At 42.3% G+C, this 24,947-nt stretch carries 19 protein-coding genes and 1 riboswitch; of the genes, 10 read left to right on the forward strand and 9 right to left on the reverse strand.

Annotated elements, in window-relative coordinates; all coding sequences use genetic code 11:
• Positions 1-5: 5 nt before the first annotated feature.
• From DMZ48_RS07750 to metK, 3 genes are all read right to left on the reverse strand, one after another.
• The gene (locus DMZ48_RS07750; protein WP_143954553.1) at positions 6-1,175 is read right to left on the reverse strand and encodes a trans-sulfuration enzyme family protein; all 1,170 of its coding nucleotides are present in this window, start codon (positions 1,173-1,175) and stop codon (positions 6-8) included.
• 16 nt (positions 1,176-1,191) lie between these two features.
• Positions 1,192-4,590, reverse strand: coding sequence for a bifunctional aspartate kinase/homoserine dehydrogenase I (thrA, locus tag DMZ48_RS07755; protein ID WP_143954554.1), 3,399 nt, complete (start codon positions 4,588-4,590; stop codon positions 1,192-1,194).
• Between the two features lie 102 nt (positions 4,591-4,692).
• Positions 4,693-4,794: riboswitch (SAM riboswitch) on the reverse strand.
• A gap of 82 nt (positions 4,795-4,876) precedes the next feature.
• Positions 4,877-6,133, reverse strand: a complete 1,257-nt coding sequence (gene metK, locus DMZ48_RS07760) for a methionine adenosyltransferase (protein WP_143954555.1) — start codon at positions 6,131-6,133, stop codon at positions 4,877-4,879.
• Positions 6,134-6,589: 456 nt separating this feature from the next.
• On the opposite strand from metK, the gene DMZ48_RS07765 reads away from it, so the two are divergent.
• Positions 6,590-7,204 (forward strand): deoxynucleoside kinase, encoded by a 615-nt coding sequence (locus DMZ48_RS07765; RefSeq protein WP_143954556.1) that lies wholly within the window; start codon positions 6,590-6,592, stop codon positions 7,202-7,204.
• Between the two features lie 413 nt (positions 7,205-7,617).
• Here DMZ48_RS07765 and DMZ48_RS07770 read toward each other — a convergent pair whose 3' ends face one another.
• From DMZ48_RS07770 to DMZ48_RS07785, 4 genes are all read right to left on the reverse strand, one after another.
• A complete protein-coding gene (locus DMZ48_RS07770; RefSeq protein ID WP_143954557.1) occupies positions 7,618-9,969 on the reverse strand; it encodes a sodium-translocating pyrophosphatase in 2,352 nt (783 codons plus the stop codon).
• A 109-nt stretch (positions 9,970-10,078) separates the two neighbouring features.
• Entirely contained in the window at positions 10,079-10,606 is a 528-nt protein-coding gene (locus DMZ48_RS07775) for an inorganic diphosphatase (protein WP_143954558.1), read from the reverse strand.
• 116 nt (positions 10,607-10,722) lie between these two features.
• Positions 10,723-13,215: a DUF5686 family protein gene (locus tag DMZ48_RS07780; RefSeq protein ID WP_143954559.1), complete on the reverse strand. Its 2,493-nt coding sequence runs from the start codon at positions 13,213-13,215 to the stop codon at positions 10,723-10,725.
• 153 nt (positions 13,216-13,368) lie between these two features.
• Positions 13,369-14,346, reverse strand: coding sequence for a pyruvate dehydrogenase complex E1 component subunit beta (locus DMZ48_RS07785; RefSeq protein WP_143954560.1), 978 nt, complete (start codon positions 14,344-14,346; stop codon positions 13,369-13,371).
• Between the two features lie 183 nt (positions 14,347-14,529).
• Here DMZ48_RS07785 and DMZ48_RS07790 point away from each other — a divergent pair, with 183 nt between their 5' ends.
• The 9 genes from DMZ48_RS07790 to DMZ48_RS07830 all read left to right on the forward strand — a co-directional run bounded on the left by DMZ48_RS07790 (position 14,530) and on the right by DMZ48_RS07830 (position 23,322).
• Positions 14,530-15,276, forward strand: coding sequence for an electron transfer flavoprotein subunit beta/FixA family protein (locus tag DMZ48_RS07790; protein ID WP_143954561.1), 747 nt, complete (start codon positions 14,530-14,532; stop codon positions 15,274-15,276).
• 38 nt (positions 15,277-15,314) lie between these two features.
• Entirely contained in the window at positions 15,315-16,283 is a 969-nt protein-coding gene (locus DMZ48_RS07795) for an electron transfer flavoprotein subunit alpha/FixB family protein (protein WP_143954562.1), read from the forward strand.
• An 85-nt stretch (positions 16,284-16,368) separates the two neighbouring features.
• Positions 16,369-16,992 (forward strand): bifunctional nuclease family protein, encoded by a 624-nt coding sequence (locus DMZ48_RS07800; protein ID WP_143954563.1) that lies wholly within the window; start codon positions 16,369-16,371, stop codon positions 16,990-16,992.
• 79 nt (positions 16,993-17,071) lie between these two features.
• Positions 17,072-18,736 (forward strand): NupC/NupG family nucleoside CNT transporter, encoded by a 1,665-nt coding sequence (locus DMZ48_RS07805; RefSeq protein WP_143954564.1) that lies wholly within the window; start codon positions 17,072-17,074, stop codon positions 18,734-18,736.
• Between the two features lie 114 nt (positions 18,737-18,850).
• Positions 18,851-19,675, forward strand: a complete 825-nt coding sequence (locus DMZ48_RS07810; protein WP_143954565.1) for a thymidylate synthase — start codon at positions 18,851-18,853, stop codon at positions 19,673-19,675.
• Positions 19,676-19,818: 143 nt separating this feature from the next.
• Positions 19,819-20,349 carry a GNAT family N-acetyltransferase gene (locus tag DMZ48_RS07815; protein ID WP_143954566.1) on the forward strand — a complete coding sequence of 177 codons (531 nt, stop codon included), beginning with the start codon at positions 19,819-19,821 and terminating at the stop codon, positions 20,347-20,349.
• A 77-nt stretch (positions 20,350-20,426) separates the two neighbouring features.
• The gene (egtB, locus tag DMZ48_RS07820; RefSeq protein WP_143954567.1) at positions 20,427-21,587 is read left to right on the forward strand and encodes an ergothioneine biosynthesis protein EgtB; all 1,161 of its coding nucleotides are present in this window, start codon (positions 20,427-20,429) and stop codon (positions 21,585-21,587) included.
• A gap of 7 nt (positions 21,588-21,594) precedes the next feature.
• Positions 21,595-22,563, forward strand: coding sequence for an L-histidine N(alpha)-methyltransferase (locus tag DMZ48_RS07825; protein ID WP_143954568.1), 969 nt, complete (start codon positions 21,595-21,597; stop codon positions 22,561-22,563).
• A gap of 3 nt (positions 22,564-22,566) precedes the next feature.
• Positions 22,567-23,322, forward strand: coding sequence for a hypothetical protein (locus DMZ48_RS07830; RefSeq protein ID WP_143954569.1), 756 nt, complete (start codon positions 22,567-22,569; stop codon positions 23,320-23,322).
• Between the two features lie 4 nt (positions 23,323-23,326).
• Here the strand turns inward: DMZ48_RS07830 and DMZ48_RS07835 are convergent, their stop codons facing one another.
• Both DMZ48_RS07835 and DMZ48_RS07840 read right to left on the reverse strand, forming a co-directional pair.
• A complete protein-coding gene (locus DMZ48_RS07835) occupies positions 23,327-23,623 on the reverse strand; it encodes an isoamylase early set domain-containing protein (protein WP_143954570.1) in 297 nt (98 codons plus the stop codon).
• A 147-nt stretch (positions 23,624-23,770) separates the two neighbouring features.
• Positions 23,771-24,865, reverse strand: a complete 1,095-nt coding sequence (locus DMZ48_RS07840) for an aminotransferase class V-fold PLP-dependent enzyme (protein WP_143954571.1) — start codon at positions 24,863-24,865, stop codon at positions 23,771-23,773.
• Between the last annotated feature and the right edge of the window lie 82 nt (positions 24,866-24,947).

Genomic DNA, 24,947 nt, shown 5'->3' on the forward strand with positions numbered 1-24,947 from the left:
GATTTTTAGCTGTTTAGAGCCTGATCTAAATCGTTTAAAACGTCAGCCACAGTCTCGAGTCCGACGGACACACGAACCAGTCCTGCAGAAATTCCCACTTCGTTACGATCTTCTTCAGACAATTTGCTGTGCGTGGTCGATGCAGGATGTGTAACGATGGTTCTTGTATCGCCCAGATTGGCAGACAGGGAACACATTTTGATCGCATCCAGAAACTTCCTTCCTGCCGCTATTCCTCCCTTGATTTCAAAAGCCACGATACTACCACCGGCCTTCATCTGTTTTTTAGCGATCTCATGTTTCGGATGAGATTTTAAGAACGGATATTTAACCCATTCCACCTTGTCATGCTTCTCAAGGAATTCAGCCACCTTTAATGCATTTTCACAATGGCGGTCAACACGTACGGCCAAGGTCTCTAAACTCTTAGACAGTACCCAGGCATTAAACGGTGAAAGTGCAGGCCCCGTATTTCTGGCAAATAGATAGATCTCACGAATAAGATCAGCCCGACCCACGGTTACTCCTCCCAGCACCCGACCTTGTCCGTCGATAAGTTTGGTTGCAGAATGGATCACCAGGTCCGCACCGAAACCGATCGGCTGTTGCAGATAGGGCGTCGCAAAACAGTTGTCGATTATCAGGATAAGATTATGCTTTTTAGCGATTTTACCCAACAGTTCAAGATCCAGGATATCCACGCCAGGATTGGTAGGTGTTTCCGCATACAACACCTTGGTATTCGGTTGGATCAGGGATTCGAGCTTATCAGTCTCATCTACCTTGAAATAGGAGGTTTCAATATTCCATTTTGGAAGAAACTTCGTAAACAAAGCATGCGTAGACCCGAAAACAGATCTGCAGGACACAATATGATCACCACTGTTCAAAAGAGCTGCGAAAGTTGAAAATACCGCAGCCATCCCGGTAGCAAAACTATAGCCTGCTTCCGCTCCTTCCATTTTACAGATTTTGTCCACAAATTCCGAAGTATTCGGATTCGTAAATCTGCTATATATATTCTTTTCTTTTTCTTCAGCAAAAGAAGCTCTCATATCTTCAGCATCCTCAAAAAGGAAGCTGGAAGTAAGGTATAACGGCGCTGAATGCTCCAAAAAATCGGTGCGTTCAACCTGGGTTCTGATCGCTTCTGTTTCAAAATTCTTATTACTCATGGTTCGTTCTTTTAACTTAATCGTTTCTTTCGGTTAATTTCAATATATCTCCAAATACACCTCGTGCAGTAACTGCTGCACCGGCACCGGCTCCTTGTATCACTATAGGCCGGTCTCCGTAGGAATCGGTATAAATCTCAAAGATGGAATCAGCTCCCTTTACCTGTCCAAGTGCACTGCCTGCTGGTACCGAGATCAATTTAACATCCAACAATCCTTTATCCTGCTGCAGGTCTCCATGAAGGTCTCCGACATACCGCAATACATGATCAGGCTCCTGCTGGTCTTTAATCCTCTGGTATTGATCATCAAAGGCTTCAAGGTTTTCAAGAAATCCCTGAACATCGTGTTCAGCAAGACTTTCAGGTACCAGATTCTGAACATTTACATCTGAGAATTCATTCTGCAGGTCCAGTTCTCTGGCCAGGATCAATAATTTACGCCCGACATCATTCCCATTCAGATCCTCTCTTGGATCCGGTTCGGTAAATCCTTTAGCTATGGTATCCTTTAAAATACTGCTGAACTTAAGGTCCTCCTCAGAGAATCGATTGAACAGATAACTGAGCGTACCGGAGAACACCCCGCGTATACGCGTGATATTCTCACCGGAAAGATGCAGGATACGAATGGTATCGATCAACGGAAGTCCTGCCCCAACATTGGTTTCATAAAGATATTGCTTTTGATGTTTATCTAAAAGAGATCTGATCTCGCTGTAGAATCCGTAATCGAGAGTATTCGCAATCTTATTAGACGATACCAGATCAAAACCGGCTTCGATAAGTGCAGGATAGTTCTTTACAAATTCTGCACTTGCCGTATTATCGATAGCGATAAGATTCTCCAGGTGAAATGCCTCCGCATAACTGATCACATTATCGATACCCGCTTCAACTTCAGAATTCTCCAACTCAGTCTTCCATCCGCTATCTATCCCATTTCGATTCAACAGCAATTTTCTAGAATTGGAAACCGCAAAGATGTTTAGCTTGATCTTCTTGCGTTCCTCGATAGACCTTGCCGATGACAAGACCTGATCGATTAGTGTTGCACCGACAGTACCATGGCCAAAAATTGCAAGATTCACATTCTTAGAGATACCGAACATCTCGCCATGAATCACATTCAATGCCTTATGAAGATCCGAATGATTCACCACCAGACTGACATTCTTTCCGGTAACGGTATTGTTAAATAGTACGGGTACAACTTTATTTTTGATGAGTGCATTATATGGCTTGTGGAAATTGCTCAGGTCCTGCCCGATGATCGAGATCACCGACACATCATCGGTCACCGATATCTTATTGACATCTTTTGAATAGAAATCTCTTTCGAATTCCTTCTCCAGTTCAATCATGGCCTCACTGGCTTTATTCGAATTCACAACAAGTCCGATACCTCTTTCCGAAGACCCTTGCGATATGATACTCACACTGATATTCTTTCTACCAAGTGCATTGAAGATACGGGCATCAACACCGGCTTTTCCTAATAATCCGCGGCCCTCCAGATTAACCAATGCCACATTTTCAAGTACTGACAATGATTTGATACCTTCCGTTTTGGGGTTTGCGGTGATCAGGGTTCCCGGATCACCTGGATTAAAGGTATTCAGAATCCTAAGAGGTATGTTTTTTTCGAGTAACGGGATGATGGTTTTAGCATGCAGGATATTCGCTCCGAAATTAGCCATCTCATTAGCTTCATTAAACGATAATTCATCGATTCTGCGAGCGTTCGGAACCAGATTCGGATCCGCAGTAAATATACCATCAACATGCGTGAAATTCTGCAATTCACCAGCATCCAGATAATTCGCAAGTAAAGAGGCTGTATAATTACTCCCGTTTCTACCCAGCGTAGTCGTTTCATTCTTTTCGTTGGAACCGATAAATCCAGTCACCACATTAACGGTTTGCCCGTTATGAATACGGAAATGATCATTGACATTATCTCTTGAGATCTTTTCCAGCGGCTGAGCATTACCGAAATGCTCAGTAGTCTTAATAAGATTTCTGGCATCTGTAAAATTAGCCGGGATCCCCTTTTGGGTGAGTAAATAAGATATCAGTTTGGCGGAAATAACTTCTCCCTGAGCCAGCACCTCATCCTTGATCTTTGAACTGTAATCGCCTAACAATCTTACTCCTGAAAAAATCTCATCCAGTTTTTCAAACTCTTCAGTTACGTCAACCTCAGGGTAATCGCCTAGTTGATATTCCTTAAAAGCCTTAAGCAAATGGTCATAATCCTGTTTGGAGGCAGCAGTTTCAAGAATGATCTCCAATTCATTGGTAGCATTATTTCTGGCCGATACCACCAATGCGATCCTTTCACCCTCCGATACCTTTGACGCTACTATATCTATAACATTGCGGAGTCCTTCCCCGTTTGCCAATGATTTCCCTCCGAACTTTATTACTTTCATTTTTTTACTTTTTAGAGACGTTTCAAAGATCCCGTCTATTAATTTTTCCAATTGCTCAAACTCTATAAGAAAGGCATCATGCCCGTGTACCGATTCGATCTCTCCATAGCTGACTTTTCCACTTGATTGTGCCAGCTGCTTATAAGTACTTCGGTTCTCCTCTGCAGTAAAAAACATATCAGAGTTAACTCCGATAATATGGATGCTTGCACGTATTGATTCCAATACATTATAATGTTCCGATCTACCTCTGGTAATATCGATGGTGCGTAACAACTGGTTCATCAGTTTGTAAGCAGATAGTTGAAAACGTTCCTGTAATTTATTCCCATGGTGGAGTAACCAGCTTTCCACATTGAACACATTGAGTTCTTCATTGGTGGAACGATGAAACCTCTCCTTAAAAGACTCAGGAGTTCGGTAACAAAGCATTGCATGCATCCTGGCATCGTGTACCGGATTACGAGAATTCACCAGAAACTGTTCCTGAATATGGCAATTAGCGATCAACCAGTCAGTAGATTTCCAATCGGTAGCCACTGGGATCAGATGCGTAGTGATCTCAGGAGACAAAGCGACCATCTCCCATGCGATTCCTCCACCGAGTGATCCTCCGATCAACGCATATAATTTCGGGATCTCCAATTTTCGAAGCCCTGTTAAGAAGATCTGAGCCATATCTCTGGCCACAAAATCCTTATAGTTCGAAATCACCTTTCCATCGTATCCATTTCCAGGAATATTAAAGGCAAGGATTGTATAAAACTCTGTATCGATAGCTTTACCGGGACCGATCAGGTCTTTCCACCATCCCTGTGCTCCGGTAACATTTGAATTCCCTGTTAAGGCATGATTCACCATCACAACCGGAGCTGTATGTAAGGGTTTACCAAACAACTGCCCAGACAATGAAATATCCTGTGTCACTCCTGAAAAGGTAGTGTAATTATCGATCTCAATATGAAAAAGTTCGTCTTTCAACTTTCAAAAATTTACGATTATCAATAGTCTGAACGAATACCGTTTAGATCGTGAGTAATTGTTATGCAGGCAAGAAAGGTTGAAATTCAGGAGAAGAATCAATTGTTATCTATCCTCAATGAGGTAGAACGTAGCACCTTCTTTAATGGTAAAGGGTTGCTAAGGCATCATCAGGTCTATTCCTTCCGCCTTTCTTGATAACATGACAAAATTAATCAGAACTTAAACGGGATGCGGTTCAGAATTTAATTTTTATTCTAAATTCTCATCCCAAGAAAGACTTCGATCAGATACCGAAGGCTTCTTTTACTTTATCTACGTAATCGAGCTTTTCCCAGGTAAACAATTCCACCTCGCGCTCGACTTTACCATTATAGGGTGATTCGAAGACCTTTGTAAGCATCTTCGGCTCTTTACCCATATGTCCATAGGCTGCTGTTTCCAGATAAATAGGATTTCTGAGCTTCAACCTTTGCTCGATCGCGAATGGACGCATATCGAAGATCTCAGCAACTCTGGCAGCGATCTCACCGTCATTGAGGCCTAACTTTCCGGAACCATAGGTATTCACCAGAATTGAAGTTGGCTCAACAACACCGATCGCATAACTTACCTGTACTTCCACTTCATAAGCCACTCCGGCAGCAACCAGATTTTTCGCGATATGACGTGCAGCATAGGCCGCACTTCGGTCAACCTTACTCGGATCCTTACCACTGAAGGCACCACCTCCGTGAGCCCCTTTTCCGCCATACGTATCCACGATGATCTTTCTTCCGGTAAGTCCGGTATCACCATGAGGTCCACCGATAACAAATTTACCGGTAGGGTTGATATGATATTTTATCTTGTCATTGAACAATTTCTGAATATGTTCAGGTAATTGAGCAACCACTTTCGGAATCAAAATATTGATAAGATCTTCCTTTATCTTTTTAAGCATCCTGGTATCATCACTATCGAAGGGATCATGTTGCGTTGAGATCACGATGGTATCGATTCGCTGCGGCACATTATCATCAGAATATTCGATGGTCACCTGCGCCTTTGCATCAGGTCTCAGATAAGCGATAGACGAACCATCTCTTCTTAGAACCGCAAGTTCACGAAGAATACGGTGAGAAATATCTAGAGCCAGCGGCATATAGTTTGCGGTCTCTTTTGTTGCGTATCCGAACATCATACCCTGATCTCCGGCACCTTGTTCTTCTTTAGTGGCACGATCAACCCCCTGGTTGATATCCTGAGATTGCTCATGAATCAGAGAGATCACGCCACAGCTGTCTCCACTAAACTGGTATTCACCTTTGGTATACCCGATGTTGTTGATCACTTCACGTGCGATCGATTGAACATCAAGGTAGGTATCACTCTTCACTTCACCAGCAAGAACAACCTGACCGGTAGTCACCAGTGTTTCACAAGCCACTTTACTTTCAGGATCGAATGCCAGGAAATTATCCAGCAGGGCATCACTGATCTGGTCTGCAATCTTATCCGGATGTCCTTCGCTTACCGATTCGGACGTAAATAAATATGACATAACATTGTTTTTTTTATGCAGGGAGCGATCTGACGTAGCCGTCTAAAGAAGATTATCACCGGGAACGGCGATAACTGCTTTAGCATTTTTTAATGAGGTTGCAATCAGTCAAATCTATCCTCTGAAATAATGGCGACAAAAGTATAAAAATTGTTTTTAACCAAAAACCCTTTTTTGATTTTTATAACTATTTTAATCTGTGCATCGTACTTCAATTTCCATTCTAAGTCACCATATCATTCCCCTGTGTATTTCCATAGCACAAACCGAGATGATCTTCCAGCTCAAAATGTCCGGATACATCTTACCGTATTTTTTTAAAAAAACCCTATCACTTTAGCATCCTGCACATTTCACAACAACTCCCTAAAGGATCACATAAAAAAGTTTTTCGATAGCCGCATATCTCGTATATTTACCTTTACAAAGTACATCAACCCAAACATACTGACATTTATGCATGTTGCAATCGCCGGAAATATAGGGGCTGGTAAAACGACCCTTACTCAATTACTTTCCAAACATTTCAATTGGGAGGCTCATTTTGAAGATGTTGTAGACAATCCTTATCTCGATGATTTCTACACCCAGATGGAACGCTGGAGCTTCAACCTGCAGATCTATTTCCTCAACAGCAGATTTCGTCAGATTCTTCAGATCCGCCAAAGCGGAAAAAACATCATTCAGGACCGTACGATCTACGAAGACGCTCATATTTTCGCCCCTAACCTACATGCGATGGGACTCATGACCAACCGGGATTTTCAAAATTATACCACCTTGTTCGAATTGATGGAAAGCCTGGTTCAGGCGCCTGATCTTCTCATCTATCTGAGAAGCTCGATTCCGAATCTCGTAAACCAGATCCATAAAAGAGGACGGGATTATGAAAACAGTATTTCCATCGACTACCTAAGCAGGCTGAACGAACGCTATGAAGCATTTATCCACACCTATGATAAGGGGAAACTCCTCATTGTAGATGTCGATCGCTATAATTTTGTGGATAGTCAGGAAGATCTCGGAGAGATCATCAATAAAATCGACGCAGAGCTGCACGGTCTCTTTTAATAGTAAGACAAAAAATACAAATCATCACTTAATTACGGTGACTATTATTCCATCTGCCGGTGCAACGGAAAGCGTTGTCCCTATTCAGGACCTTTAGCTCTAAATGCCAGCGTAACCTGTGGTGGAAATGTCAGGAAAAATCGGGAGCAGCCTCAGTTTTTTTGGACTTATCGAGTTATTTATCAAATAATCGTCATCAGTTTTCAAAAAAAGCTAAAAATACCAGTATCAATCCGGTATTTTTAGCTTAATAAAACTACCCCAAGTTGTTTATCCAACTACTCTTACAATCTCAAGGGACAAACAACAGTTTCGCAGTAAATTTATAACTATTTTTTTGATTATCAGTATCTTACACAAAACAAAAAGCACAGAACCCGTCTGTGCTTTTGAATTATTTACGATAGGAAATACTATTCTTTCATACTTTCAACTTCTGCCTCAATTTCTTCAGCACTACCTGTAATTTCCTTTTCCGTTATTGTGGTTTCACCATTGACAGTAATAACCTTTTCTACCTTAACTACTTGATCATCTTTGAATTTCATATTCTGCGTGACGATAATCTCCTTTTTCACTTCTGACTTACCGGAGATATCAACCATAGCTTCTTCAGAATGTCCTCCGAGTATCGGTGCAATGACCAGTCCGACAAGACAGGTGAGTTTAATAAGAATATTCATTGAAGGCCCTGAAGTATCCTTGAATGGATCCCCTACAGTATCACCGGTCACTGCAGCTTTATGCGCCTCGGAACCTTTGAACGTCATTTCTCCATTGATCTCAACTCCAGCTTCAAATGACTTCTTCGCATTATCCCAGGCACCACCGGCATTATTTTGAAAAATAGCCCACATTACACCCGAAACACATACTCCGGCCATATACCCTCCCAGAGGCTCAGGCCCGAAGATGCTTCCGATAATAATCGGAGTAATGATCGTTATGAGTCCGGGCAACAACATTTCCTTGAGTGCAGCTTTCGTTGAGATCGCAACACACTTGCCGTATTCCGGTTTTCCTTTACCCTCCATGATTCCGGGAATCTCCCGGAACTGCCTTCTGACTTCCTGCACCATCTCCATGGCTGCCTTTCCTACCGATTTCATCGCTAAAGCTGAGAACACAACAGGAATCATACCACCTACGAACAATGCAGCAAGCACATCTGCTTTAAAAATATTGATCCCTTCAATACCGGTAAAAGTCACATAGGCTGCAAACAGTGCCAGAGCAGTCAGGGCGGCAGAAGCAATGGCAAACCCTTTCCCAACTGCAGCAGTGGTGTTACCTACAGAATCGAGAATATCGGTACGGCTTCTCACTTCCGAAGGGAGCTCACTCATTTCTGCCACCCCTCCGGCATTATCGGCAATTGGCCCGAATGCATCGATCGCCAATTGCATCCCGGTCGTTGCCATCATTGCAGAAGCAGCAAGAGCCACACCATAGAATCCGGCCAGCTCATACGAACCGTAGATTGCTGCAGCGAATAAAAGTACTGACCAGAAAGTCGAACGCATTCCAACTGCAAGACCGGCGATAATATTGGTTGCGGCTCCGGTGGAACTATTCTGTACGATATCTAAAACAGGCTTCTTTCCGAGGCTTGTATAAAATGCCGTAACAAAAGATATAAGTGCTCCCACTGCGAGTCCGATAAGACAGGAATAGAATACGTGTCGTGACGGAATTGTAATAATCCCTTCTCCGAACAATCGCATACTTAGCGTTTCTGGCAGCATCCATTTAATGAGGAACCAACTCGCGATAACTGTAAGCAGGATCGCTGTCCAGTTTCCCGTATCCAATGCTTTTTGCACCTGAGGCTCCCGGGCATCGTTACTTCCGATACGCACCAGAAAAGTACCCAAAATAGAAGCAAGAATACCTACTCCTGCGATCACCAATGGCAGCGCGATAGGCCCCATATTTTGAAAGTTATCAGTAAATGGTCCATCCAGGCTCATATCCCGGATCACATAATTCCCCAACACCATTGAAGCCAACACGGTAGCCACATACGACCCAAAAAGATCGGCCCCCATCCCAGCAACATCTCCTACATTATCACCCACATTATCTGCAATAGTCGCAGGATTCCGCGGATCATCTTCCGGAATTCCGGCTTCAACCTTTCCAACGAGGTCGGCTCCAACATCTGCAGCCTTTGTATATATACCTCCCCCGACACGAGCGAACAAAGCGATCGACTCGGCACCAAGTGAGAATCCTGCCAATGTTTCCAGCACCATGGTCATGTTCATATAATAAGATCCTTCGTTACCCATGAACTGTCCGATAAAAACAAGAAATAACATACTAAGACCGAATACCGCAAGTCCGGCAACACCTAACCCCATCACGGTACCTCCGTTAAAGGAAACCTTCAGGGCTTGAGGTAAACTGGTTTTTGCCGCTTCGGCAGTTCGTGCATTCGCATCGGTTGCAATACGCATTCCAATATTTCCGGCTAAGGCAGAAAAAAACGCTCCTAAGATAAATGCAGGAACGATCAAAACACTGGTGGTATCGACGGCTCTGGAGATTCCAAATAACCCCAGAGAGGCGATGACAACGAAGATAAGCAGTAAACGATACTCTGCATTCAGAAAGGCCAGTGCTCCTTCTTTAATGCTTTTTGAAATAGATTGCATATGTTCACTACCAGCAGACTGTTTCTTTACCCAGGCCGCTTTAATACCCATAAAAATAAGCCCTATAACAGCCATTGCTATAGGCAAATAGATAATATTTAATTCCATGTTTTAAGTTTGATTAGTAGTATGAATGTCATAAATGTACTAAAACACAGACAATAAAAAAAGCAATAACCAGAGGGTTATTGCTTTATATACAGGTATTTGAAATATCTTATTTAATACTTACTTCGTGTGGAGGAACATCACTTTCCGCAAAACGATTGATTCCGTTTACGATGATTTCCTGCGCTTCCTTAAGGTTACCCCATCCACCGATCGCAACTTTCTTCTTTTCAAGATCCTTGTAAACCTGGAAAAAGTGCTCGATCTCTTTGATAAGGTGTGGATTCAATTCATCAAGATCCTTAACACGATTCCATATCGGATCTGACACAGGCACACAGATGATCTTTTCATCCGGACCTTTCTCATCGGTCATATGAAATACTCCGATAGGCTTAACCTCCATTACACATCCGGGGAAAGTTGGCTCAGTAACCAAAACCAGTACATCAAGCGGATCTCCATCTAGAGCAAGTGTCTCCGGAATGAATCCGTAATCTGCAGGATACATCATGGATGAAAATATCATGCGATCGTAACGGATCTTCTTCAATTCAAAATCGTATTCGTATTTGTTACGGCTTCCTTTCGGGATCTCAATTAAGACATCAAAAGTATTGATCTTATCTGCGGTCATAATTTATCTTTTATTCTTCACAATTTTTAACGGAAACAAAAATAACGAACAACCCTCTAATTAACAACGTTTATTGAAGGGATTTACATTTTAGTAAACAAGGGTTAACCAATCACTTAGAAGGCAAACTCAAAAGCACCGGTTACAGAGAAGGGTCTGACATCAGGCAAATCGAGATAATTACCTCTGAAATTGAAGTCTATTCTGAAGAGTTTCAGGATATTCCCCACACCTACCGAATACTCGTAATAGATATGATCTTCCGGAGCCCTTAACACCACCCCGGCAGGTGCACTCAAAGCGATGTTCTCATCGGATATCTGTCCCCAAACCCCGCGAATACCTACGATCTCACGAAGATTCAACTTCCTCAACAATGGTATTCTTCCGAAAAATCTTCCGTTAAAATTATGTTCCAGCTGTGCCGAAACATAAGTATCGGTCACGAACTCATAGAAGTTGAGGTTCGGATAGGTATTGAAAATAGTAAAATAGGTCTGATTCCCGGGAATCGGACTCAAAAGACTCAAAGGCACTGCTCCAAAAATCTTACCGGTTTCAAGCGTTACGGTAGACCTTCCCAGTCCTCCTAAAAGCAATGGCTGCCTATAATAGAACTGAAGCTTTCTATAATTGAAATCACTTTCCAGAAATCCGCGATATCCCGTTGAGTATCTCATGATAAAGCGCGGGTATTGATCATTCACATCATAGCGTTCTACCCCGTAGCCATAGGTTTCCCTCCCCGGCGTATAGAAAAGATTCAGTTCAAATTCAAATTGCTTCGTTTCACTGGAAACCCCGGTAGGAGATTCCGGATCCACATAGTCCAGGTTGAACTCTTCCGGCAAGGCGGAACGCATGGTCCTGAAACTCGCACCCCATTTCAGCCTGAGATTCTTCACGAATTCATATTCGAACGAAGCAGTGGTCAGGTTGATATTTGTCAACGTATTGTTCGATCCTGCGGTAAAGATCGAGGAAGATGCAAAACTCCTCCCCAGAACATCGGTTGTGGCCGTCAGGCTCACTCCCAGCTGCTCGATATCACGCCGATTCCCTGCAGCAAAGATGAATCGATTCTTTCGGTCGAGCAGGATCTTCCCGGAGATCCCATATTTAAATCGGTTATCTCTAAAACCATAGGCCATATACCCTTCCAGTCGCCATGGATCATTTTGAGTGAAATAGGTTCTCCCACCTCCACGAAGCCGCACCCCTTCCACATCATTGAATCCAAACCCTGAATAGATAGGTCCGTAATCCATATTAAGCCGATCGAATTCGATATAACCCGAACTCAATATCGAACCAAGGTCATAAAGTCTTTTAAACTTAGGCACAGTCTTGAGCGTATCAAGCATGGCATAGATCCCTTTTTCATCTTTATTCAACTGCTCCAGCCGGTTGGTATCCCAGAAAGAACTATCGCGATTATACACCACCTGATTATAAGGATCGACTTTAATATTGTAGAAGGATTTAGGTTTTTCCTTATCGAATTCATAGTTATCGTAAACCGTGGTACGTTTTCCATAGATCCCTTTAGATTCGTCTTTTTTTGTCAAACTGAAATCACTCATGATATAATCCCGTTTCAACAAAAAGACAGAATCATTCTTCACTTCAAATTCCTGCTCTATATAGATATCCTTAACCCAGTTCACATTGGCACTCTTGGTAAGCTGCATATTGATATCCTTGATAGCAAATGTGGTATCATTCACCCAAAAGTCACCTTTAAAGGTGAGCTCACTGGATCGACGCGGGTAATAGATGATATTATAACACCACTTATCATCTATAAAGGTACTGTCAGCCAAGACGTAATTGTAGACATCCACTCCTGTTCTGGATAGCGGACTCACAAAGCTCTTATCAAACAGCTTGATATAGTTATTATAGACATTATAGTCGTTGTAGAGATCCTTTATGAAGTTGATGATCGTCTGATTCGTACTGAAGCCTGAATTCTTGTTTCCCTCCAAAATCTCCTTATGGAGGTCCATTTTATTATCCCCATAAACCCGGTGAAACGATTCATTGATGAAGACCGGAAGGTAGGTTTTCCCGGTGACACTGGAAGTATCGATTTGATCGAAGATAAACTCCATTCCCCGAAACAGCTTACTATTGATCATAGCACTGTCGATTGTATTCAGATCGAATTCTACTTTCTCATATTTATCAAAGGCATACTGATCGTACAAACGAATCCCGTTGTGCCTTTTCTTTTCCCAGATCTTTTTAAGGATATCGATGGCTGGATTGCCCTTCTTGGGTTGCTTCCCCGCAAAGATAACAACCTCATCAAGCTCCTCACCTTCGGTGAGTTCGATCTTCATCCCATAGGTGACCTTTTTCTCTAACGGGATCTCCTTGGTGGTATACCCCAGCAGACTCACCTGCAAAACCGTATAGGTTTCTTCCGATTCGAGATAGAATCGACCATCTTCGTTGGTAATGACCCCCTCGAAGGAATTCTTAAACATAACATTAGCAAAGGAAATCGGATTACCATCCTGATCTACCACCATACCTCCAACTTTGGTCTGTGACCAAAGGGTGAACGAGGCAAAGAATGTGGCAAGTAAAAAGATCTGTTTCATATGTATATTTTCATATACCAATTATAGGTCATGAAGAACCCTCACAAACTTAGTCATTGGTAAACTATATATATTATGGAGGGTTTCATAGCAATAAAAAAGCTCCACCGCTAATTTAGGCAGTGGAGCTTTAATAACGTAAAAAATACCTTTTTATTTATAGAGCACCTTTTTTACTGCTTTAACGACATCTCCTGCATTAGGAAGCCATTCTTCAAGAAGTACTGGTGAATATGGTGCCGGTGTATCGGCTGTATTGATCTTGATGATCGGTGCATCCAGATAATCGAATGCCTGGCTCTGCACCTGATAAGTGATCTCAGTTGCCACGTTTCCAAAAGGCCATGCTTCCTCAAGGATCACCAATCGGTTTGTTTTCTTTACTGAATTCAGGATTGCATCGTGATCCATAGGACGAACTGTTCTAAGATCGATGATCTCACAGCTGACACCTTCTTTTTCCAGTTCATCTGCTGCCTTGTATGCTTCTTTAATAATCTTACCAAAAGAAACTATGGTTACATCAGAACCCTCACGCTTGATATCGGCAACTCCTAATGGAATGATATATTCATCCTCAGGCACCTCTCCCTTATCTCCATACATCTGTTCAGACTCCATGAAAATCACAGGGTCATTATCACGAATAGCAGCCTTTAACAATCCTTTTGCATCATACGGATTTGAAGGAACCACTACTTTTAATCCAGGGCAATTGGCATACCAGCTTTCAAAGGCCTGTGAGTGTGTTGCTGCAAGCTGACCTGCCGAAGCGGTAGGGCCACGGAAAACTATAGGAATATTGAACTGTCCACCGGACATCTGACGCATCTTCGCTGCATTGTTGATAATCTGATCGATTCCCACCAGGGAGAAATTGAAGGTCATGAATTCAATGATCGGCCTGTTTCCACCCATTGCAGAACCCACACCGATACCTGCAAATCCAAGTTCGGATATAGGAGTATCCAATACACGATCCGGACCGAATTCGTCCAGCATACCTTTAGAAGCCTTATAAGCACCATTATATTCTGCAACTTCCTCACCCATGAGGTAGATAGATTCGTCTTTGCGCATCTCTTCGCTCATAGCCTCACAAATGGCTTCTCTAAACTGAATTGTTCTCATCTATAGTCTTTATATTATTTAATAAATACCCCTTTTAAAAAAGTGTAACAAAAATAATAATTCTCTCACAACTATCTGAACAAGTTTAAAAGAAAAAAATTTATTATGCATGCATAGTATATTTTAATATTTATCAGTATATTCGTAGCACAATTATTGAAATCATAATAAAACGACCAAAATATGAAGATATTAGTGTGCATCAGCCATGTACCGGACACTACTTCGAAAATAAACTTTACAGAAGGAGACTCCAGGTTTGACACAAACGGAGTACAGTTTGTGATAAATCCCAATGATGAATTCGGTTTGACGAGAGCGATGTGGTTCAAGGAACAACAGGGAGCAACGGTAACCGTGGTTAATGTAGGACCCGCAGATACAGAACCAACACTGCGAAAAGCACTGGCGATCGGAGCGGATGAAGCGATACGAGTAAATGCCGAACCCACCGATGGTTATTATGTTGCCAAACAATTAGCAAGAGTTGTTTCCGAAGGGAATTATGACCTAATCATAGCAGGACGTGAATCTATCGATTATAACGGAGGTATGGTTCCGGGAATGCTGGCCTCTCTTTGCGGAGCCAATTTCGTAAACACCTGCATAGGTATTGAAGTGGATGGCAATTCCGCTAATGTAACCCGTGAAATAGACGGAGGAAAGGAAATACTTAAAACCACACTACCATTGGTTATCGGTGGACAAAAAGGATTGGTAGAAGAAAAAGACCTCAAAATTCCGAATATGAGAGGAATTATGATGGCTCGTAAAAAAGCCCTGAACGTACTTGAACCTGTTGAAGCCGAGACAATGACCAAAGCGGTTAGTTTTGAGAAACCCGCTCCAAAAGGCGCAGTAAAATTGGTGTCCCCTGACAATCTGGACGAACTGATCTCCTTGCTTCACAACGAAGCCAAAGTGATTTAAGCATGTCCTTATAGTATTAACCACGCAAAAAAGATTATATGTCTGTTCTAGTATATACCGAATCTGAAAACGGAAAATTTAAAAAAACAGCTTTTGAAGCAGCTTCCTACGCCAGCGAAGTTGCCAAGTTGCTGGGCACAGAAGTTGTTGCCGTAGCCGTCAACGCCGACAATCCCGGAGAACTCGCCGGTTATGGTGTTGACAAAACACTGGTAGTTAAAAATGACAAACTCAGCAATTTCAATGAAAAGGCCTATGCCGACATACTCGCACAAGCCGCCGGGAAATCAGCTTCCAGTGTAGTGATCTTAAGCTCAAGTGCAAATGCCAAATATCTGGCTCCGGTTCTAGCTGTAGCACTGAATGCTGGCTATGCATCCAATGTGATCGCATTACCTGAAAGTACCGCACCATTTACGGTTAAACGTACAGCGTTCACCAATAAAGCCTTCAGCCTTACCGAGATCAACACCCCTGTAAAAGTGCTCGGAATCGCCAAGAATTCTTATGGTGTTATAGCTGCGGAAGGCAAAGGAGAAACTGAGGAATTTTCACCCGAATTAGGCGCTGATGATTTCTCTACCGAAGTTGTTTCTGTAGATAAGGTTACCGGCAAAGTAAGCATCGCAGATGCGGAAATCGTAGTTTCCGGTGGACGCGGATTAAAAGGTCCGGAAAACTGGGGAATGATCGAAGAATTAGCCGATGTTCTCGGAGCTGCAACCGCTTGCTCCAAGCCTGTTTCTGACCTTGGATGGAGACCCCATGGTGAACACGTTGGTCAAACCGGTAAACCCGTAGCATCCAACCTGTATATAGCCGTGGGAATTTCAGGTGCCATCCAACACCTGGCTGGTATTAACGCCTCTAAAGTAAAGGTTGTGATCAACAACGATCCGGAGGCTCCATTTTTCAAAGCTGCCGATTATGGAGTAGTTGGTGACGCCTTTGATGTAGTTCCCCGACTAACTGAAAAATTGAAGGAATTTAAAGCGAATAACGCATAATTTTTGTTAAATTGTGCCCTTCAAGGGCTGTCTGATATTTGGATACGTCCGCCTGTCAGACAGCCCTTGAATTTTTAAATACTTTATGAGTCTAGTCAAACTGAATATAAAAGGAATATCTTACAGCCAGACCCAAAATGGGGCCTATGCACTTATATTGAATGAAGTTGAAGGCGAACGTAAGTTGCCTATTGTCATTGGTGCTTTTGAAGCTCAATCCATCGCAATAGCCCTGGAAAAAGAGATCAAACCGCCAAGACCACTCACCCACGACCTGTTCAAAAACTTTGCAGATCGTTTCGATATCGTGGTAAAACAAGTAATCATACACAAATTGGTAGACGGAGTCTTTTACTCCAGTATCATTTGTGAACGCGATAAAATCGAAGAAATAATTGACGCCAGAACCAGCGATGCTATCGCCCTTGCATTGAGATTCAACGCGCCTATTTTCACCTACAAGAACATACTGGATAAAGCTGGTATCTATCTTAAGTTCTCTCCAAAGGAAGAACAAGAAGAAAAAGAAGAAAGCATCATCGTGGATGAAATTCTCAGAGGTGATGACCAACCTGCTAAAAAACAGGAAGATTACAGAGCATTTTCGCTACAGGAACTCTACACAATGCTCGATGGGGCAGTCAATAGTGAGGACTATGAAAAAGCTGCCAAGATCAGAGATGAAATCTCAAAAAGAGAACAGAAGTAAAAAATATATTCCGGGGAACATGCCAATAACGCCTGTTCCCCTTTTTTATTGATCGATCTATAAAATAATCCGTTAGCCTTTGAAAAAATTATTATTCCTATTTGCCGCTATCATCTTCGGTTTACAATCGAATGCTCAGGATATCGAAAAACGTTGGAAATACTCCGGAGAAAATTCGGAAATACAAGGTTACCTCGAACTTTCGAAGGGTGACTTTCATCTTTTCAATCCCGACAGCAGCAAGGTTCAGAAAGGAAGCTATATGCACCAGAACAATAACCTGCTGCTATACTTTGAAACCCCCACAGACAGCCTCGTCAAGTTAAAGATCACCGCACTTACAGACTCCACCCTCACCTATACGAATAACGGCAAAGCCTTTGACCTAAATCTGGTCAGCAAAGAAAGCAATGTGGTTACAGACGCCAGTATTATCGAAAGCAAGGGTTTTACCATCATGAGTTTATCGAGAGGAGTGCTGGGTATGTTTGTCCTCCTACTGATATCATTTCTGCTTAGCAGCAATAGAAAAGCGATCAACTGGAAGACGGTTGGTCTCGGCCTGGCCCTTCAACTGGTTATGGCCGTAGGGATACTTTTGGTCCCTTTTGTACAAAAAGCATTTGAATATGTGGGTAAGATCTTCATTCTTATTCTTGATTTCACCAATGCAGGAAGTGTCTTTCTTCTTGGGGATCTACTGAACGAAGATAGCTTCGGATTTATTTTTATATTTCAGATCCTGCCTACCATCATATTTTTCTCAGCCCTTACCTCCGTTCTCTTTTACCTTGGCATTATACAGGTCGTAGTAAAAGGAATGGCCTGGGTATTGACTAAAATATTGGGTATTTCAGGCCCCGAAAGCCTTTCCGTTGCCGGAAACATCTTCCTGGGACAAACCGAATCACCCCTGATGATCAAAGCCTATCTCGAACGGATGACCCGGTCAGAGATACTCCTGGTTATGGTAGGCGGTATGGCGACCGTTGCCGGAGGAGTACTAGCAGCCTATATCGGCTTCCTTGGAGGGGATGACCCTCAATTACGAATACAGTTCGCAAAACACCTTCTTGCCGCATCGGTGATGGCTGCTCCCGGAGCGATCGTTATCTCCAAAATATTATACCCACAACAGGAAAAGATTGATCCCAATGTAGAGGTATCATCGAATAAGATCGGAAGTAACATTCTCGATGCCATTGCCAACGGTACCACCGAAGGGTTAAAACTCGCAGCCAACGTTGGTGCGATGTTACTGGTATTTATCGCGTTCATCGCCATGATCAACTATATTCTCGGTCGTGTTGGTGACGTAACCAGCCTAAACACGGTACTTGCAACCTATACTCCTTATACTACATTCTCCATAGAATCAATACTGGGAACGATTTTTGCACCGCTGATGTGGATCATCGGTGTTGCCAAAGAAGACATGATGCTCATGGGACAATTACTGGGCATTAAGCTTGCCGCAAGTGAGTTTGTAGGCTATGTACAACTTGCAGAATTAAAGAACCTGGCCAATCCTCTACATTTCACCTATAATAAATCTGTGATTATGGCAACCTATATGTTATGCGGATTTGCCAATTTCGCTTCGATCGGAATTCAGATCGGAGGAATCGGATCACTGGCTCCAGGGCAACGAAAAACACTGTCTGAGTTCGGATTGAAAGCTGTGATCGGCGGCTCTATCGCCTCCCTGATGTCGGCGACGATAGCAGGTATGATCATCGGATAATCAGTTGATAACATCTTGATAAAAAAAGTCGGTTTTTCACTTCGGAAACCGACTTTCTTTTTTACATTCGTCTCCTGAAGATTCCCCGGAATTAACACAAAAGAGCAGTAGAAAATGAAGCAGTACCACGACTTATTGAAGCACGTCCTGGAAAATGGAAATGAAAAAGGTGACCGTACGGGAACAGGAACAAAAAGCGTATTTGGCTACCAGATGCGATTCGATCTTTCTGAAGGATTTCCAATGGTTACCACTAAAAAACTTCATTTAAAATCTATCATCTATGAACTGCTCTGGTTCCTGAATGGCGATACCAATATCAAATACCTTCAGGACAATGGTGTTCGCATCTGGAATGAATGGGCAGATGAGCATGGTGATCTCGGCCCGGTATACGGACGTCAATGGCGTAACTGGAATGATGATGAAATCGATCAGATCAGTGAAGTGATCGAAACCCTTAAAAAGAATCCGAATAGCAGAAGAATGCTGGTCAGCGCATGGAATCCAGGCGTATTACCGGACACTTCGGTATCTTTTGCTGAAAACGTAGCCAACAACAAAGCCGCCCTCCCACCGTGTCACGCCTTCTTTCAATTCTATGTGGCAGATGGAAAACTTTCATGTCAGCTATATCAGCGAAGTGCAGATATTTTCCTGGGTGTTCCGTTTAATATTGCTTCTTACGCTTTACTCACCCTGATGGTCGCTCAGGTTTGCGGATATGCTCCTGGTGAATTTATACACACATTCGGAGATGCCCATATCTATAACAACCATATGGAACAGGTAAAACTACAACTCAGCAGAGAACTCAGACCGCTTCCTCAGATGAAAATAAATCCTGAAGTAAAGGACATATTCAGCTTTAAATTTGAAGATTTCGAGTTATTGAACTACGATCCACATCCTCACATCAAAGGCGCCGTAGCTATCTAAAGATGCCTTACAGGAGTTCTTGCAAGGCATTGGGAAGTGAACTTGCTCAGAACCTGTACTTTTAACTTCATTTTCTGATCGTCTTCAGATAATACCATGGTTAATTTCCGTAACTTTATGGTATTAATTCAACGTTTTTCACCATGGGAAAAATAGTCTCCCTTGAAACCGAAAGACTGATCATGCGTCCTACTTCGCATGACGATGAAGCCTTTCTTCTCGAACTGATGAACAGTCCGAAATTTCTCCAGTATATCGGAGACAGAAACCTCAAAACCATTGAAGAAGTAAGCGCATATATAGATTCTAAATTTCGTGCGCAATACGATCGCCTCGGATTCTCCAACTTTACCCTGATCAGAAAAGCAGACGGCATAAAGATCGGGAGCTGTGGATTGTATGACCGGGAGGGACTGGATGGCCTTGATCTGGGATATGCACTGCTACCGAATTTTGAAGGTTCCGGGTTTGCTTATGAAGCTGCAAGAGCACTCAGCAAGGTAGCCTACCAACAATTAGGCATTGAACTACTCCTGGCAATTACCACAAAAGACAATAAGGCCTCCCAAAAATTACTGGAAAAACTCGGATTCGAATACGCAAAAGACATCAACCTACCTGAGGATCCGACTACCTTAATGCTATTTGAACACCGAAAAGTACGAAAGCTTTAACAAGATTTAACTTCTTAAGTATCAAGACCAATCCGCTTATTTAGTATTTTTAGAACATATTTATTCCGGATTGAGAAATGATCATTACCAACCAAATTATCACTGATTTCCTCCAGACCAGGCAGGCCACCGATGAAATATGTGCCCCGCTGATCATGGAAGATTATGTCGTACAGCCTGATGTTAATGTTTCTCCCCCAAAATGGCATATCGGTCATACCACCTGGTTCTTTGAAGCCTTTATACTCCTCCCTCATAAAGCAAATTACACCGAATACAACCCTGATTTCACGTACATCTTTAATAGTTACTATGAAACTTTCGGAAAAAGGGTTTCGCGTGCAGACCGTGGTAATCTGACACGACCTTCAGTGGAGGATGTTTATCGCTACCGGGATCACGTCACCAATCAGATGACCGACTTACTTGAGGAAAATCAGAGTGAGGAACTTATGAAGTTGGTTGAAACTGGTATTCATCACGAAAAACAACATCAGGAATTATTACTTACCGACATAAAATTCATTCTGGGCAGTAATCCTTTGTTACCAAGTTATTCTGCGACCTTCGAAGAGCACCGATTGGAAAAGCAAAAGAATAAATGGATAAAAATTCCGGAAGGTGTTTATGAGATCGGTCACATCGGTAGAGATTTCTGCTATGATAATGAACTCGGCAAACACAAAGTATTTCTCCATCCCTATAAGATCTCAAATAAACTGGTCACCAATGGTGAATATCTTCAATTCATGCAGGATGGTGGCTATAAGAATTTCAAGTACTGGCATGCTGAAGCATGGGATTGGATCAACCAAAACAAGATTCTTGCGCCTCTATATTGGCATTTGGTAGACGGTATCTGGCAGCAATACACACTCAAAGGACTTAAAGAAATCGACCTTGAGACCCCGCTAACTCATATCTCTTATTTTGAAGCCTATGCGTATGCACAATGGAAGGAACTTCGCCTACCTACGGAATTTGAATGGGAAGTCGCACAGGAATATTTCGACTGGGGAAGACGCTGGGAGTGGACAGAAAGCGCCTATCTACCGTATCCAGGATTCGCTAAAGAGGAAGGAGCCCTGGGAGAATATAACGGCAAATTCATGGTCAATCAAAAAGTGTTAAGAGGTGGCTCGGTTGCTACCGCTAAAAATCACACCCGATATACGTACAGGAACTTTTTCCATCCGCATCTAAGATGGCAGTTTACCGGGATACGCCTCGCTAAATAAAGCAGGCATGGGAACGAACACCAATATTCGCTTTGAAAGTTCGTTTGCTACGGATGTCCACAAAGGACTTACTTCCTACCCCAAATATCTGTATTCGAAATATTTCTATGATGAAAATGGCGACCGCCTTTTCCAAAAGATCATGGAAATGCCTGAATATTACCTATTCAGAGCAGAATATGAATTGATCAGTTTACACAGAACCGAATTATCCATACTCTTTAAACACCCGCAAGGGTTCGACCTTATCGAGTTGGGTGCGGGTGACGGAACTAAGACTAAGCTTCTGTTAGAGGAATTTCTAACAGCGCAGTTAGATTTCACCTATATGCCCGTCGATATCAGCCAACATGCCCTTGATGAGCTATTGGCCGATCTTCATAATTGTATGCCCGGTGTAACGGTCAAACCTCAACAAGGCATGTATTTTGAAGTTCTGAACGAACTCAGCACTTTCAACAAAAGAAAAAAAGTACTATTGGTACTTGGCTCAAATATCGGGAACTTGTTACATCCTCAGGCGATCGAGTTTCTAAAAGGAATTTCGAACGCCATGAGCAAAAACGATTTGCTTTTTATGGGATTTGATCAAAAGAAGAACCCCTCCATGATCCTGAATGCTTATAATGATCCAAAAGGACTCACTGCAGAATTCAATAAAAATATTCTGCACAGGATCAACAGAGAGCTTGAAGGAAATTTTGAACCGGAGCATTTTGATCATTGGGAAACCTACGACCCCGAAACCGGCACCGCAAAGAGCTTTCTGATTGCTAACAAAGCCCAAAAGGTTGAGTTGAAAAAGATTGGACTCCATTTAAATTTCGAAATTTGGGAAACCATTCATACCGAAATCTCTCAAAAGTACGATGACCGTACCATACAATGGCTGGCCGGTAAAGCAGGTTTGAACATCCTTCAAAGCTATGATGATCCCGAACAACTTTTCAGAAACTATGTATTTACAAAAGAATGACCTATGAAAAACGTAAATATCATACAGAATAAATTTCATCATCTGGCTCAGTTCCTCGCCGCCTTCAGCAACAGTTTCCTTCCAACTGAAAAAGACGACAGTCAATCTAATATGTCATGGTCTATCGCAGAAAGCGCATTGATCTCCCGAATCGTTAACGGAATATTCTTGAAATTGAGCTATGCAGATCTCAGTCTGACGGTTCATTACCGACAAATTGCAGAAACACTGGATCTTACCGGACTGGGAATTTCAGATATAGATTCCTGGATACGGGAAGCATTGACAGAATTCGGATTACACGCCTCCGATTTTAACTATAAACTGGGATTCGATCTACCTACTGGGTTCGATACCTTTCTGAGTGTGAATGCTGAAGATGAAAAAATTATTTACCAATTGATCGAGGAAAGAAATATAGCACAGAAAGCATTGGAATCGATCAAAGAAAATTACTCCGATACTTCTGAAATTAGAATATGGCCACATCATTTCGACACAGGTATGCTCCTATTTGAAGAATCCTATGGCATGGGCTTAGGATACGCTATCGCTGATAAGCACTGCGATGTACCTTATTATTATGTTTCAATTTGGGGCAAAAAGGGAATTAACATTCAAAATTCCAAAACAATGGAGCACGTTGAATGGATACAGGGTGACTGGAATGGTTTGATCTATCCCATTTCGAAAAACTTCGACCTGCAACGAATCATTATGTTCTATGATGATGCGATCAAAATTTTCAGAGAGATCTGAGCACCTAAACCACTAGAACGGCATTTTCCGCCCCGGCAAAATCATTCCACTGGTAAGCATCAGCAGATTCTTCATTGATGTAACTACCATCTATAATATAGCGGAATTCATAGGAGTTATCCTTAGGAAGATCGAAGGTTCCTTTAAAATTACCATTCTTCATTTTTTTCAGATCTCCGGTTTCCGGATCCCATGAATTGAAATCCCCTACCACTACCACTGTCTCAGCCTCATCGGCAGGTACGGTAAAGGTTACTTTGCAAATTGGTTTTGTTTTGAGATACTGTTTAGTAATTGCCATAATCTTTGGATTTATTCGTTAGAACACTAAACAAAAATAGCATTAAAACAATACTAAACAACAGGCATCCAAACATTTACAGATTTGATAAAATTTAATTAACCAAAAATTGAAATTTGTAAAAACCCAGTAAAAAATTTCAGAATTTTAAGCACCCTCACTATGCTTTATGATCTTAGCGATCTTTTCCATCTCCTTGATGCTGTTATAAATATGAAAACTCAAACGTACCTTCCCTCCCCTAACGGAAAATATAACATCCCGACTCTTCAGGGCATCAATAGTTTTCTTTCCTAGTTTGAGACTAAAGACAGGCGCATGAAATTCTCTGTTTTCAATAACAGGATCCGCCACTCCTAATTTTACAAATTCCTTTCTACCAAAAGCTGAGTACTCTTTTAATCTCGCCTCTACATTCGCCATCCCTAAAGAAGACAACCATTGAACAGACTGCCCGAGACTCCCCAGGTTGAGAGTATCAAGATGTCCGGGCTCCAAATGGATCTGCAGGTGATTCTTACCGGAAAGAAACTCCTCTTTTTGAGGTTCAAACAGAATTGCATGGTCATAACATTGGCGGGCAACCACATCACTGACGCACATAAAACCATTTCCAAATCCGGCCAACAACCATTTATAACCACTGGTTCCGATCACATCCAAACCTGAATTCTCAAAGGAAAATACCGCAGTACCCAAATATTGGGTTCCATCAGCGATCAGTAACGTATCGGGATAAGCTGCCTTTAGTTCTCTGATAAAGGCCGGATCAAAACAGAGGCCGTTAAGGTATTGCACCATACTGAAAGCGAATATATCAGGAGTGTCCTTTCGGAAGTACTCCAAAACAGCTGCTTCCGGGTCACTGCTAATATCCACATGGGCTACCGAAGTAAATCCCGCGGTTTCAAATGGCCAGTTCAGAGAAGGATAATCATCCTTTACTAACAACACCTTTCTATTTCTGGACAAGCCGTTAACCAATGTCTTTAAACCGAATGAAAAGTTTGGCAACAAAACGGTTTGTGAAGATTCTGCATCCACGAACTTCGCCACTTCCTCTCTCACATCTTCCAGAAATCTCCCATTATATTCACGAAAGAGACTCCCTTTTATAAGGTAATCAAGATCGTGTCCCTGACGCCATTCCATAAGTGTTTCACTTAACAGGCCGGTTGCAGCGGTATTGGCGTAGGTATATTGAGACAGGACTGGGAAATCGGAAGCTACATCTGTAATCATTGGCTGGTTCTGGTTTTTTGCAGCATACCACAAATTCCTAAGAATTTTAATATGCTTTGATTAACTTTGTTAGAGATGCTAA

The sequence above is a fragment of the Robertkochia solimangrovi genome (assembly GCF_007279655.1).
GTDB lineage: Bacteria > Bacteroidota > Bacteroidia > Flavobacteriales > Flavobacteriaceae > Robertkochia > Robertkochia solimangrovi.

What these genes read in the sequence shown, in the direction of transcription:
- DMZ48_RS07775 (WP_143954558.1), bottom strand. Translation starts at nt 10,606, where the DNA reads ATGACCGCAGATAAGATCAATACTTTTGATGTCTTAATTGAGATCCCG.
- DMZ48_RS07750 (WP_143954553.1), bottom strand. Translation starts at nt 1,175, where the DNA reads ATGAGTAATAAGAATTTTGAAACAGAAGCGATCAGAACCCAGGTTGAA.
- DMZ48_RS07765 (WP_143954556.1), top strand. Translation starts at nt 6,590, where the DNA reads ATGCATGTTGCAATCGCCGGAAATATAGGGGCTGGTAAAACGACCCTT.
- DMZ48_RS07835 (WP_143954570.1), bottom strand. Translation starts at nt 23,623, where the DNA reads ATGGCAATTACTAAACAGTATCTCAAAACAAAACCAATTTGCAAAGTA.
- DMZ48_RS07830 (WP_143954569.1), top strand. Translation starts at nt 22,567, where the DNA reads ATGAAAAACGTAAATATCATACAGAATAAATTTCATCATCTGGCTCAG.
- metK (WP_143954555.1), bottom strand. Translation starts at nt 6,133, where the DNA reads ATGTCATATTTATTTACGTCCGAATCGGTAAGCGAAGGACATCCGGAT.
- DMZ48_RS07815 (WP_143954566.1), top strand. Translation starts at nt 19,819, where the DNA reads ATGGGAAAAATAGTCTCCCTTGAAACCGAAAGACTGATCATGCGTCCT.
- DMZ48_RS07780 (WP_143954559.1), bottom strand. Translation starts at nt 13,215, where the DNA reads ATGAAACAGATCTTTTTACTTGCCACATTCTTTGCCTCGTTCACCCTT.
- DMZ48_RS07785 (WP_143954560.1), bottom strand. Translation starts at nt 14,346, where the DNA reads ATGAGAACAATTCAGTTTAGAGAAGCCATTTGTGAGGCTATGAGCGAA.
- DMZ48_RS07840 (WP_143954571.1), bottom strand. Translation starts at nt 24,865, where the DNA reads ATGATTACAGATGTAGCTTCCGATTTCCCAGTCCTGTCTCAATATACC.
- DMZ48_RS07795 (WP_143954562.1), top strand. Translation starts at nt 15,315, where the DNA reads ATGTCTGTTCTAGTATATACCGAATCTGAAAACGGAAAATTTAAAAAA.
- DMZ48_RS07770 (WP_143954557.1), bottom strand. Translation starts at nt 9,969, where the DNA reads ATGGAATTAAATATTATCTATTTGCCTATAGCAATGGCTGTTATAGGG.
- DMZ48_RS07825 (WP_143954568.1), top strand. Translation starts at nt 21,595, where the DNA reads ATGGGAACGAACACCAATATTCGCTTTGAAAGTTCGTTTGCTACGGAT.
- DMZ48_RS07800 (WP_143954563.1), top strand. Translation starts at nt 16,369, where the DNA reads ATGAGTCTAGTCAAACTGAATATAAAAGGAATATCTTACAGCCAGACC.
- DMZ48_RS07790 (WP_143954561.1), top strand. Translation starts at nt 14,530, where the DNA reads ATGAAGATATTAGTGTGCATCAGCCATGTACCGGACACTACTTCGAAA.
- DMZ48_RS07810 (WP_143954565.1), top strand. Translation starts at nt 18,851, where the DNA reads ATGAAGCAGTACCACGACTTATTGAAGCACGTCCTGGAAAATGGAAAT.
- egtB (WP_143954567.1), top strand. Translation starts at nt 20,427, where the DNA reads ATGATCATTACCAACCAAATTATCACTGATTTCCTCCAGACCAGGCAG.